Source organism: Billgrantia montanilacus, from assembly GCF_003336675.1.
Classification (GTDB): domain Bacteria; phylum Pseudomonadota; class Gammaproteobacteria; order Pseudomonadales; family Halomonadaceae; genus Halomonas; species Halomonas montanilacus.
Window position 1 is genome coordinate 123,282 of sequence record NZ_QPII01000009.1, and the last position, 12,305, is coordinate 135,586.

The following is a 12,305-nucleotide window of genomic DNA, read 5'->3' on the forward strand; positions in this document are numbered from 1 at the left end:
GGCGCTGCGCCACCTGGCTCACTACCGCCGCCTTCGATCGAGCCGCTGCCGGCTCAGATGGAGGGGGCGTTCAGCGGCGTATTCTTGTCCAGTTCGGCGGCGCGTTCGATAAGCGCAGCGATCACCTTGTCGTGCATGTCGTCATCGATGCTACCCAACTGCTTCTCGCCCAACTGCTGGGCCAGCGATTCACCGCTCACCACCATCAGCCCCTCGGGCGTGCCGGCACAGATGATGTCCCAGCCGGGCAGGGTCAGCACCCCCAGGACGGGGACCGGCGCACCGCAGCGGTTCTCCAGCCACGCGCCCAGCCAGCGAGTGGCACCCAGAGTCTTTGTCAGCGGGCGGTGCTCGCTCCAGCCGGGGAAGCGCAGGCGTTTTGGCTCCACGGTCACCACATTGATCTCGCGGCCGTCCGCCGTGAAAGGGCGCGTGCGGGCGCGAGTCTCGACGACGAAGACGCCGTGGGGGGTGACGGCGACATGGTCGATGGTATCGGTGTCGGTGGGCACGTCATGGAAGACGTAGTAGGGGTGGGCCTCGGGGTGAATCAGCCGCTCCAGCTCCTGGCCCACGGCGAGTTCGCAGGCCAGGCCCAGCTTGATGCGACGGATTAGCTGGAAGTCGCGAATCAGCAGGAAGCAGTAGACCAGCACCAGTACGGTGCTGAGTGCGCCGTAGAGGGCCCATTCCAGCCAGTTCTGCCGGTTGGCAAAGAGCATGCGTCCCATGCCGTAGACCAGCGGCGCCAGTGACAGGATGGGCCCCAGGGCGCCATCCAGGAACAGGGCGGCGAAGGCACGGTCGAGCCTGTCGCGCAGGGCCTGACCGGGTTCCCGCAGGGGGCGGGCGTTGAACGGCGAGCGGACCCGGGCATCATGCAGGTTGCGCAGGGCGATCACGATCACCGCCATTGCCCCGAGGGGAAACAGGAAGATCAGGGGGAGCAGGTATTCCAGCCAGGCCATCGGGGGTCCGTCCTTGCCTGTTATAGTCACGTAAGCATGACATTCTAGACAACCTTCCACCAGAAGAGCCATGTTGATCGTATGAAGGCTGAGCGCATGAAGGTGGCTGCAGAAGAGTGCGGAGAGACGATGAGCGACGTGCCGATTCCCGAGGGGGCCTTGCGCCTGGCGGACTTCCTGACCCGCTACCCGCGCATTGTGGTGTTGACCGGGGCCGGGGTGAGCACCGACAGCGGTATCCCCGATTACCGCGATGCCAGCGGTGCCTGGAAGTGCGCACCGCCGATGCAGCACCAGCAGTTCATGAGCAGCCATGCGGCGCGACAGCGTTACTGGGCGCGTGCTCTGGTCGGCTTTCGTACCCTGCACCGGGCCCGCCCGGGTATCGCCCATACGGCGCTGGCCCAGCTCGAAGGCGTGGGGCTGGTGGCGGGGGTGATCACCCAGAACGTGGATGGGCTTCACCAGAAGGCCGGCTCGCGACGGGTCATCGACCTGCATGGTCGTGCCGAGCAGGTGCGTTGCATGCAGTGCGGGGCGCTACGCATGCGCCATGACCTGCACGACGAGCTGGCCGAGTGCAATCCGCACTGGCTCTCCCGGGAGGCAGCGGCACGGCCCGATGGTGATGCGGACCTGGAGGCGGACTTTTCCACCTTCCAGGTGCCCGGGTGTCGTCGCTGCGGCCAGGGAATCTGGAAGCCCGATGTGGTCTTCTTCGGCGACAACGTGCCCGGTGAACGCGTGGCCCGCGCCACTGCCATGGTCGACGAGGCAGGCGCGCTGCTGGTCGTGGGCTCGTCGCTGATGGTCTATTCGGGTTACCGCTTCGCGCGGCAGGCATCCAGCGCCAGCAAGCCCATCGCCTGTCTCAACCTGGGCCATACCCGGGCCGATGCGCTCTACTCGCTGAAGGTCGAGGCGCCAGTAGGCGAGACGCTGAATGCCCTGGTGGTGGCCCTTACGGGCGCGGGTCAAGCGACAGGGTAACGGGCTCGTCCGGGTTGCTCTCTTCCAGCGGTACCGGCTCGCCGGTGGCGTGGGTCAGTTCGCCCCGCTGGCGCAGCTCGGCGCTCAGCCGGGGTGCACGGGCGTCCTCGAGGGCCTGGCTGTCGTGGCGTAACGAAACCGCCCAGGGGGGCGCATCAAGATGGGTCAGCGTGGTTTCGGCCAGGGTGCCTTCGGCATCGCTGAGGCGGACATTCAGTTCGGCATCGTCGCTCAGCGTCATCGGTTCAGGTGGCACCACGCGAGTCTGTAGCTCGGTGAACTGCGGGGTGCCGGCGCAGCCGACCAGTACCAGCGTGACCAGAAGCCCCAGCGCCAGCCGCCGTGTGGGCTTGCCCAGCGGGAGCGACGCAACAGTCGTTAGATCGTTCATTCCATTCTCCTTGCCTAGCCGCCGGCCAGCTTCACGGTATAGCCGCTACGCTCCAGCTCGGCCTTGACTACCTCGCGATGATCGCCCTGGATCTCGATGATGCCATCCTTGACGGCACCTCCGGTTCCGCAGCGTTTCTTGAGACGCTTGGCCAGGGCCTTCAGTTCGGCATCGGCAAGGGGGATGCCGGCAACCGTGGTCACGCCCTTGCCCTTGCGACCGCTGGTTTCACGACGAATGCGCACGACGCCGTCCAGCGACTCGATGCGAGCCTGCTCGGCGGCCTCGGCACAGCGGCAGTCGGCCAGGGGCTGGCGGCAGTCCGGGCAGATATCACCGTGCTCGGTGGAATAGACCAGGCCGTTCAACTGGTCGCGCAGAGAGGCCATGCTGGGCTCCTTGAAAAAAGCGAGATCGCCAGATGATACCGCCCAGGGGCGCGGGCTGCACCGAACCGGGCTCCGAGAGAGTAACGATAGGGTAGTAAAGGCAGGGTGTTAAAAGCAGGGCGTAAAAAGTGGGAGTGGAAAGCAGACGAAGGCAAGCGGATGGAGGAGACGTCGACGGCAAGACTCAGCGACTATAGGCGACCAGTCGGCTGTCCATGGTCCGATGATGGAGGAGATGGCCAATCACGGTGGGCAACTGATACATGCTGCTGATCATGATCGCCCCTTCGGGGGTTTCTTCCACATCGGGGAAGCGATTGAGGTGGATGACCGTCATCCCCGCGTCCAGGGCCGCCTTGACCCCCACCATGGCATCGTCGATGGCGACGCAATCCTCGGCCTCGAAACCCATGCGTTGGGCCGCGTGCAGGTACAGCTGCGGGTCGGGTTTCCAGCATTTGGCGGTATAGCCGCTAAAGAGGTTGTTGCCGAAATGTTCGGACAGGCCGATGGCCTTGAGGGAGGTTTGAATCTTGTTCTCGGGCCCGTTGGACACTACCCCGCAGGGGAAGTCGGCCAACGCCATCAGGGCTTCTGTCGCCCCAGTGATCGCCACGAGCTCGGTTTCGAGGCGGCGGTTGAGATTGCTGCGCATCTCACTCTCGGTCTCGGCCAGATGAAGCGGGTCGACGCTGCCGTAGCGACTCTCCAGTACCGTCACGATATTACGAAAGCGACTACCGCGGAATTCGCCGATATAGTCACTGGCCTGAAACGGCAAGCCCAGTCGCGTCAGGCTGATGGCCATCTCGGCGGCGAGCAGCGGTTCGCTGTCCACCAGAGTTCCATCACAATCGAACAGCAGGCAGAGGGGACTTGTCATGGCCGAACATCCCTCGATTGGTCAGAGGCTTGTCGAAAAGTAACCATATATCCGTTATCGGCATGCCCTGCAGAAAGTTGAATGTAAAACGACGAATCTTTACGAACGCTGTTTCCAAACAGTATTGCTCCTAACGTCCCATTCTTCAAGTATTCGACTAAAGTTGAGCCAAATCGAGCTTTCGCCTTTTCTTCCATACTACCATACTAGTCATGTCAGTCGAGGCTTGAGACAGGTCTTGCTGATACGACGCAACCGCGAGGAATCCACATGAACCACAGCTTGCATGCGCTTTGGCAAGGCACCACAGAGGATGGCCCGGTCAGGCAGCGCCTCTTTCAGGTGCTGCGCCAGTCGATTATCCGCATGGTGCTGGCCCCCGGGCAGGCGCTCTCGGAGAAGGAGATTGCCGATACCTTCTCGGTGAGTCGGCAGCCGGTCAGGGAAGCGTTCATTCGCCTGTCGGAGGCCGGGCTGGTGGAAGTGCGCCCGCAACGCGGTACCTATGTGGTGCGGATTTCTCGCCAGGCGGTGCTCGAGGCGCGTTTCGTCAGGGAGGCCGTCGAGGTGGCGGTTGCCAGGGAAGCGGCACAGCACGGCCTGGCGCCGGCGGTCCTGGGCGAGCTTGAAGAGCTGATCGAACGGCAACGGCGCTGTATCGATCCCGAGGATCATGATCGGTTCTTTCTGCTCGACGAGGCCTTCCATCGCGCCCTGGCGTTGGGCACGGGCCATGCCATGGCATGGCGCGTAACGGAAGACGTCAAGGCGCAGCTCGACCGGGTGCGCTATCTGAGCATTCCCGATTCGACGCCGATCCCGAAGCTTACCGATCAGCATTCGATGATCGTCGAGGCCATTGCCCGGCAGGATCCCGAGGCCGCGACTCAGGCCATGGGTATCCATCAGCGAGAGATCCTTCAATCGCTGCCCGAACTCATGCGCCGCTTTCCCGAGATGTTCGACGCCACCGCCAGCGTCGTCTCACTACCCAACGTCAGGCCGCCAATCGGCGCAACCCAATAACCACAAAATGCACGTCAGGAGGCTCACATGAAGACATCCGCAATCGTTTCGGCCATGGCCTTGGCCCTTACCGCCAACGTGGCCCATGCGGCCTATCAGCTCAATCTCTCGTCGGCACTGAGTTCCCAGGATCCGGTGGTGCTGGCGATGGAGAGTGCCAGACAGGCCATCGAGGAGCGCTCCGACGGTGAGCTCACCATTCAGGTATTCCCCAACAGCCAGCTCGGTTCCGACGAAGACGTGGTGGAACAGATCCGCAGCGGGGCCAATATCGCCATCCTGATCGATGCCGGACGGCTCTCCGAGTACCAGCCGGAGCTGGGCATTCTCAGCGCGCCTTACCTGGTGGAAGACCACAGCGACTATGCGCAGATCACCTCCTCCGACCTGTACCTGGGGTGGGTCGAGAGCCTGGCCGACGACAGCGGACTGCGGCTGCTGAACTACAACTGGTTTCAAGGCTCGCGCCAGATGCTGACGCAGGACCCGGTCGAGTCGCCGGATGATCTGAGTGGCGTTCGCGTGCGCACCATCAACTCGCCGGTGTGGGTCAAGACCATCGAGTCCATGGGGGCCACGCCCACGCCGCTGCCCTGGTCCGAGGTCTACTCTGCGCTGCAGCTGGGTTCCATCGACGGGGCCGAGGCTCAGCTCACCGCGGCCGAAGGCCAGAACCTGCATGAAGTCATCAGCCATATTGCCCTGACTAGCCATATCCATCTCATGACGGGTATCGCCACCTCAGAGCAGTGGTACCAGTCGCTGCCCGAAGAGCTGCAAGTCATCCTGACCGAGGAGCTCACCCGGGCCGGGGAAGACGCCAGCCAGGCTACCGTCGATGCCCAGGATGCCGTGCGTGAGCGCATGGAGGCGGAGGGCGTGACCTTCACCGAGGTGGATATCGAGCTGTTCCGTGAACGTGTCGGTGGGGTCTATACGGACCTCGGCTACGACGAGTACCGCGAGCAGCTGGTCTCGGGGGATTGAGGACGACCCTTGCCCGCCCGGCAAGGAGACGGCCGGCCTGCGCCGGCCGTTTTTCCTTCATCCACTGCAGAGAACGAAACCTTCTATTGCAGTCAACCGAACCATCGTTCGAGGACCTCCCATGTGGCGTTGGTACGATCGAATCGAGGAGTGGCTGGCGATTGCACTGCTGGCCGGCACTTCCCTGACCATGCTGGCCAGCTCGACGGCCCGGGCGCTGGGGCAGCCCTTTGCCGGTGGCGCCGAGCTGGCCCAGTTCCTGTTCATCTGGACCGCCGTGCTGGGTGCGGATATCACGCTACGTCGCGGTGGCCAGGTGCGCATCGATGCCTTGGCGGTTCGCTTGCCGCTGTCGCTGCAGCGTCTGGTGACGGGGTTCTGCCTGGTATCGATGCTGCTCTTCCTGGCCCTTCTGGTGCGGCATGGTTTTCCGCTGGCGCTTTCCAACTGGCAGCGCCCCATGGGCGTCGCCGGCCTGAGCTATGGCTATATCACCCTGGCCTTGCCGGTCGGTGCGGCGCTGATGATGGTCTCGCTGATTCGTCGCGTCATTGACCAAGGCATCATCGGTAGCCTTGTGGCCGATGACGAGATCGTGGAGGAGACGCTATGACCGCTGCCCTTTTGCTCGGGCTCGGCCTGCTGTTGATGGCGATTGGCATGCCCGTTGCGTTTGCGATCGGCATTGCCGGATTCGCCTATTTCTTTCTTCCCGGCACCTTCCTGCCGGTCAATATCGGACCTCAGCGTATCGTCTCCGCCACCCAGTCCTTCCCGCTGCTGGCGGTGCCGCTGTTCATCTTCATCGGCCACCTGATGAATGCCAGCGGCATCACGCCACGGCTGATGCGCCTCTCCACGCTGCTGGCGGGCTGGATGAGCGGCGGGCTGGCCCAGGCCAGCATCGTGCTTAGCACCCTCATGGGCGGCGTGTCCGGCTCGGCGGTCGCCGACGCTGCCATGCAGTCCCGGGTACTGGGGCAGGGCATGATCAAGGGGGGGTACAGCCCCGGCTTTTCAGGGGCCGTGCTCTCCATCGGTGGCCTGATCACCGCCACCATCCCGCCGAGCATCGGCCTGATCCTGTACGGCTATCTCGGCGAGGTGTCGATCGGACGACTCTTCATCGCCGGCCTGGTGCCCGGCTTCCTGCTGATGGTGGCGCTGATGGTAACCACCTACTTCGTTGCCAAGCGGCGCGGTTATACCCCGGTGCGGGAGGGGTTGCCCACGGGACGCGAGGTGCTCAAGGCCGTGCGGGCGAGCGTCTGGGCGCTGCTGTTTCCGGTCTGGTTGCTGGTAGGGATTCGCTATGGCCTGTTCACGCCCTCCGAGGCGGGTGCCTTCGCCGTCGCCTATGCTTTGGTGGTGGGCTGTGTCATTCACCGTGAGATGGGAGTGACGGAGATCCTGGCGGCGATGCATGCCAGCGTTCGCGACATCGGCATGATCATGCTGATCATCATGTTCTCGGGGATCATCGGCTACGTCGTCTCTTTCGAGCGGGTGCCGCAGACCATCGCCGAACTGACGCTGGGCGTCTTCGCCAGCCAGACGGCGCTGCTGCTGACCCTGGCGGTACTGCTCATCTGCCTCGGCATGCTGCTCGAAGCCACCGTGGTGGTCATGCTGCTGACACCGATCCTGGTGCCGGTGATCAAGGCGGCGGGTATCGACCCGGTGCACTTCGGCCTGTTGATGATGACCTTGGTCACCTTCGGCGGCATGACACCCCCGGTCGGCATCTCCATGTACACCGTCTGCGGCATCCTGCGCTGCTCCTTCATCGACTACAGCCGAGAGCTGGTGCCGTTTGCCCTGGCGGTATTCGTGGTGGTGCTGGGCATCATCCTTTTCCCCGATATCGTGCTGTTCCTGCCCAACTTGCTGATGGGCTGAATGTGTTCAAGTCCAACGACGATGGAGTTTGTCATGACCTTTAATGATCGGCTCGACTTCATGGGGCCGGACTTCCTGCTTGAAAACGAGCCGGCGCGCCGGCTTTACCACGAGCATGCCGCCGACATGCCGATCTGCGACTACCACTCGCACCTGAGCCCGGTGGAGATCGCCGATGACGTGCGGTTCGACAACCTCACCCAGCTGTGGCTCAAGGGCGACCATTACAAGTGGCGCGCGATGCGCTGCGCGGGTATCGACGAGCGGCGCATCACTGGCGACGTGAGCGACCGCGAGCGCTTCCAGGCGTGGGCGGAAGCCGTCCCGGACTGTCTCGGCAACCCGCTCTACCACTGGACCCACCTGGAACTGCGCCATCCGCTGGGCATCGAAAACCTGCTGCTCTCGCCGGCGACGGCCGAGGAGATCTGGACGACGTCTCGCGAGCGACTGGCCACGCCGCCATTGAGTGCCCAGGGAATCCTGGAGCGCTTCAATGTGCGCACGGTGTGCACTACCGATGATCCGGTCGATTCGCTGGCGCTTCACGGTCGGCACGCCAAAAGCGGGGCGGGCCCGTTCATGCTGCCGACCTTCCGCGCCGACGCCGTGCTCAAGATCGAGCAGCCCGACTTCGTCGACTATCTGAACAAACTCGAGACGGCCAGTGGCGTGGCCATTGGTGGCTTTGACGACCTACTTGCAGCGCTGCATCAGCGCCTCGATCACTTTGCCGCCCACGGCTGCTGCCTCTCCGACCACAGTCTGGAAAAGCCGGTGTTTGTTTCGCCGCCGAGCGTGGCCGAACTGGACCGGCTGCTCGATCGTCGTCGCGGTGGCGAAGCGCTCTCCGCCCACGAGAGCGGCGGCTTCACCACCGCCGTGCTGCTGTGGCTGGGGCGCGAGTACGCCCGCCGCGGCTGGGTGATGCAGCTGCACCTGGGAGCGCTGCGCAGCCTGAGCCAGCGCGGCCTGGCCGAGATCGGTCCCAACAGCGGCTTCGATGCCATCGGCGATGTCACCTACGCTGAACCGCTGGCGGCGATTCTCGATGCGCTCGACCGCGACCGGGCGCTGCCGCGCACCGTGGTCTACAACCTCAACCCGCGCGACAACGAGATGCTGGCGGGCCTGGTCGGCTCGTTCCAGGGTGACGGCATCCCCGGCAAGGTGCAGTTCGGTGCCGCCTGGTGGTTCAACGACCAGCGCGACGGCATCGAGCGCCAGCTCGTCACCCAGATGAACTTCGGCCTGCTTCGCCACTTCGTCGGCATGCTCACCGATTCGCGCAGCCTGCTGTCGTTCTCACGCCACGACTACTTCCGCCGCATCTTCTGCCAGATGCTCGGTGCGCAGGTCCAGCGGGGCGAGCTGCCGAACGATCTCGATCGCATCGGCGAGCTGGTGCGTGCGGTCTGCTACGACAACGTGCAGCGCTACCTCTTCGAGCGTTGAACCTTATTCTTTTGCAACGGAATCGCCATGAAGATCAGTGATGCCTATCTCATCGTCAGCTCCCCGGGACGCAACTTCGTCACCCTCAAGATCGTCACCGAGTCGGGCACCTACGGGATCGGCGATGCCACCCTCAACGGCCGTGAAATGGCCGTGGTCGCCTATCTCGAGGAGCACGTGCTGCCTGCCCTGATCGGCCGCGATGCCAGCCGCATCGAGGATATCTGGCACTACCTCTATCGCGGTGCCTACTGGCGTCGCGGACCGGTGACCATGGCGGCGATTTCGGCCGTCGACCTGGCGCTGTGGGACATCAAGGCCAAGGCCGCCGACATGCCGCTCTATCAGCTGTTGGGCGGCAAGAGCCGTGAGCGGGTGATGACCTATGCCCACTGCACCGGACGCGACATCGAGGGCTGCCTGGACGAGGTCGAGCGTCACATTGCCCTGGGCTATCGCGCGGTCCGGGTTCAGGCCGGGGTGCCGGGGATTCCGACCATCTACGGCGTGGCCAAGCGCGAAGGCGAGCGCTACGAGCCCGCCGACGCCGAATTGCCCGCCGAGCATGTGTGGAGCACCGAGAAGTACCTCAACCACGTGCCCAAGCTGTTTGCCGCGGTGCGCGAGCGTTTCGGCGACGACATCCACCTGCTCCACGACGTCCATCACCGGCTGACGCCCATCGAGGCGGCGCGGCTGGGCAAGGCGGTGGAGCCCTACCACCTGTTCTGGCTGGAGGACTGCGTGCCGGCCGAGAACCAGGAGAGCTTCCGGCTGATTCGCCAGCACACCACCACGCCGCTGGCGGTGGGGGAGGTGTTCAACTCGATCCACGACTACCGCGAGCTGCTCGAGAACCAGTGGATCGACTACATCCGTACGCCGCTCTCCCACGGCGGCGGCATCACCCACGTGCGGCGCATCGCCGACCTGGCCGGGCTCTATCACGTGCGCACCGGCTTCCACGGGCCGACGGACCTGTCGCCGGTGTGCCTGGGCGCGGCCGTGCATTTCGATACCTGGGTGCCCAATTTCGGCATCCAGGAGCACATGCCCCACACGCCGGAGACCGACGCGGTCTTTCCCCACGACTACCGCTTCGAGGACGGCCACTTCCTGGTCGGCGAGACGCCGGGCCATGGCGTCGATATCGACGAGGCGCTGGCCAAGCAGTACCCCTACAAGCGTGCCAGCCTGCCGGTCAACCGGCTCGAGGACGGCACCTTATGGCACTGGTGAGGAGACGAACATGAAAGCATTCCAGGTCAATGCGCCGCTGGACTACCGGATCGCCGACGTCGAGGTGCCCACGGCGGCACCCGGTGAAGTGCTGGTCAAGGTGGCGTTCGCCGGTATCTGCGGATCGGACATGCATATCATCCATGGCGATAACGCCTTCGTCCGCTTTCCGCGGATCACCGGGCATGAGTTTGCCGGGGTCGTCGAGGCGGTGGGCGAGGGCGTCGAGGACGTCAACATCGGCGAGCGAGTGTGCGTCGACCCGGTGGTCAGCTGCGGGCGCTGCTATCCGTGCCGCATCGGGCGACCCAATGTCTGCACCGCCATGCAGGTGATCGGCGTGCATCGTGACGGCGGCTTCGAGGAGCGTGTCAATGTGCCGGCGGCCAACCTGCATCGTCTGCCGGCGCACCTGGGGCTGGATATCGCCGCCCTGGTCGAGCCCTACAGCATCGCCGCCAATGTGCTCGATCGCATGCAGCCGCAGCCGGGCGATCGGCTGCTGGTCTACGGCGCCGGGGTGATCGGCCTGACCGTGCTTCAGATGGCCCGGGCCAAGGGCATCGAGGAGGTGATCGTCACCGACGTGATCGACGAGCGACTGGCCACGGCCCGCGAGCTGGGCGCACGGCATACCCTGCATGGCAGCCGCGACGACGTCGAGGCCGAGGTCATGCGCCTCACCGACGGCGAGGGCGTGCCGCTGATCGCCGATGCCGCCTGCGTGCCGGCGCTGCTGCCACAGATGCTGCGCCTGGCCTCGGCGGCGGGGCGCATCGGCCTGCTTGGTTTCAACCCCACCCCCAGCGACCTGGTGCAGTTGGAGGTGATCAAGAAGGAGCTGACACTGGTCGGGTCACGACTCAACAACCGCAAGTTTCCGGAGGTGCTAGCGCTGCTCGCATCCGGGGCTCTCGATGGCGCGGCGCTGGTCAGTCACCGGCTGCCGTTCGACGAGATGCCCGGGGCCATCGACATGCTCGAGCATCATCCCGAAAGGGCCCGCAAGGTGCTGATCGACATCGGTGCCTGAGGGCCGTTGGCATGGCCAATGCCACCAGCATATCCATAACTCACAACAGCATGTGCAGGAGATTCACGTCATGATCAAGCGACTCATCACCGGTGCCATGATCGGCGCCGCCCTGATAGGCAGCCAGGCCGCCCTGTCCGCCGACTTCACGCTGCGCTTCGGCCATCTGGCCAATGAGCAGAATATCTGGCACCAGGCCGCCGAGAAGTTCAAGGAGGAAGTCGAGGCCAACTCCGACGGTCGCATCGAGGTGCGCATCTATCCCAACGAGCAGCTCGGCAGCGAAATGGATGTGATCAACAGCATCCAGCTGGGCACCGCCGAGATGACCATTACCGGTGAGAGCCTGCAGAACTGGGCGCCCAAGGCGGCGATGATGGCCGTGCCCTATGCCTTCCGTGACTCGGAGCACTTGCACGCCGCGGTGAGCGGCGAGATCGGTGAAGAGATCGAGGCGCAGATCACCGAGCAGGCCAACCTGGTGCCGCTGGCCTGGTTCGAGCGCGGCCCCCGCGAGCTGACCTCCAATCGACGCATCGAGCATCCCGACGACCTGGATGGCATGCGCCTGCGAGTGCCCAACGTGCCGCTGTTCGTCGATACCTGGGAAGCGCTGGGCGCGCGGCCGACGCCGATGGCCTTCAGCGAGGTGTTCACCGCCCTGCAGCAGAACACCATCCAGGCCCAGGAAAATCCGCTCAGCCTGATCGAGAGCGCCAGCTTCTATGAGGTGCAGGACTACGTGAACCTCACCGGCCATGTGCGCAGCTGGATCTATGTGGTGATCGGTCGCAATACCCTGGAGAGCATGCCCGACGACCTGCAGCAGGTGGTGTTCGATGCCGCCGCTGTGATGCAGGACTACCAGGCCGAGCTGTTCGACGAGGACCAGCAGCGTCTCGAGCAGGCCCTGACCGACCGCGGCATGGAGTTCGTCGAGGTCGATATCGAGGCCTTCGCCGAGAAGGCGCGGCCGGCGGTGCTGGAGTCCCTGGACGATGAACAGCGTGCGCTGTTCGACGCCATCCAGGACCTGTGAGCCATG

Annotated in this window: 13 protein-coding genes; 9 read left to right on the forward strand and 4 right to left on the reverse strand. The window is 64.4% G+C overall.

Annotation, left to right across the window (positions count from 1 at the left end; translation table 11 throughout):
- Positions 1-53: 53 nt before the first annotated feature.
- Positions 54-968: a nuclease-related domain-containing protein gene (locus DU505_RS13350; protein WP_114479486.1), complete on the reverse strand. Its 915-nt coding sequence runs from the start codon at positions 966-968 to the stop codon at positions 54-56.
- Positions 969-1,097: 129 nt separating this feature from the next.
- On the opposite strand from DU505_RS13350, the gene DU505_RS13355 reads away from it, so the two are divergent.
- On the forward strand, positions 1,098-1,958 hold the full coding sequence (locus DU505_RS13355; RefSeq protein WP_114479553.1) for an NAD-dependent protein deacetylase: 861 nt from the start codon (positions 1,098-1,100) through the stop codon (positions 1,956-1,958).
- Here DU505_RS13355 and DU505_RS13360 read toward each other — a convergent pair.
- The 3 genes from DU505_RS13360 to DU505_RS13370 all read right to left on the reverse strand — a co-directional run bounded on the left by DU505_RS13360 (position 1,930) and on the right by DU505_RS13370 (position 3,621).
- The gene (locus DU505_RS13360; RefSeq protein ID WP_114479487.1) at positions 1,930-2,349 is read right to left on the reverse strand and encodes a YbaY family lipoprotein; all 420 of its coding nucleotides are present in this window, start codon (positions 2,347-2,349) and stop codon (positions 1,930-1,932) included. The genes DU505_RS13355 and DU505_RS13360 overlap by 29 nt on opposite strands.
- A gap of 14 nt (positions 2,350-2,363) precedes the next feature.
- Complete coding sequence (locus tag DU505_RS13365) at positions 2,364-2,738, reverse strand: translation initiation factor Sui1 (protein WP_114479488.1); 375 nt, start codon at positions 2,736-2,738, stop codon at positions 2,364-2,366.
- Positions 2,739-2,922: 184 nt separating this feature from the next.
- Positions 2,923-3,621, reverse strand: a complete 699-nt coding sequence (locus tag DU505_RS13370; RefSeq protein WP_114479489.1) for an HAD family hydrolase — start codon at positions 3,619-3,621, stop codon at positions 2,923-2,925.
- Between the two features lie 270 nt (positions 3,622-3,891).
- Here DU505_RS13370 and DU505_RS13375 point away from each other — a divergent pair, with 270 nt between their 5' ends.
- From DU505_RS13375 to DU505_RS13410, 8 genes are all read left to right on the forward strand, one after another.
- Positions 3,892-4,647: a GntR family transcriptional regulator gene (locus DU505_RS13375; protein WP_114479490.1), complete on the forward strand. Its 756-nt coding sequence runs from the start codon at positions 3,892-3,894 to the stop codon at positions 4,645-4,647.
- Positions 4,648-4,674: 27 nt separating this feature from the next.
- Positions 4,675-5,634: a C4-dicarboxylate TRAP transporter substrate-binding protein gene (locus DU505_RS13380; RefSeq protein ID WP_114479491.1), complete on the forward strand. Its 960-nt coding sequence runs from the start codon at positions 4,675-4,677 to the stop codon at positions 5,632-5,634.
- Between the two features lie 121 nt (positions 5,635-5,755).
- Positions 5,756-6,247: a TRAP transporter small permease gene (locus DU505_RS13385; protein WP_114479492.1), complete on the forward strand. Its 492-nt coding sequence runs from the start codon at positions 5,756-5,758 to the stop codon at positions 6,245-6,247.
- Positions 6,244-7,533, forward strand: coding sequence for a TRAP transporter large permease (locus DU505_RS13390; protein WP_114479493.1), 1,290 nt, complete (start codon positions 6,244-6,246; stop codon positions 7,531-7,533). The genes DU505_RS13385 and DU505_RS13390 overlap by 4 nt, the downstream gene beginning before the upstream one ends.
- A 33-nt stretch (positions 7,534-7,566) precedes the next feature.
- Entirely contained in the window at positions 7,567-8,988 is a 1,422-nt protein-coding gene (gene uxaC / locus DU505_RS13395; protein ID WP_114479494.1) for a glucuronate isomerase, read from the forward strand.
- Positions 8,989-9,015: 27 nt separating this feature from the next.
- Positions 9,016-10,227, forward strand: coding sequence for a D-mannonate dehydratase ManD (manD, locus tag DU505_RS13400; protein ID WP_114479495.1), 1,212 nt, complete (start codon positions 9,016-9,018; stop codon positions 10,225-10,227).
- A gap of 10 nt (positions 10,228-10,237) precedes the next feature.
- The gene (locus tag DU505_RS13405; RefSeq protein WP_114479496.1) at positions 10,238-11,260 is read left to right on the forward strand and encodes a Zn-dependent oxidoreductase; all 1,023 of its coding nucleotides are present in this window, start codon (positions 10,238-10,240) and stop codon (positions 11,258-11,260) included.
- Between the two features lie 70 nt (positions 11,261-11,330).
- A complete protein-coding gene (locus DU505_RS13410) occupies positions 11,331-12,299 on the forward strand; it encodes a TRAP transporter substrate-binding protein (protein WP_114479497.1) in 969 nt (322 codons plus the stop codon).
- Positions 12,300-12,305: the final 6 nt, after the last annotated feature.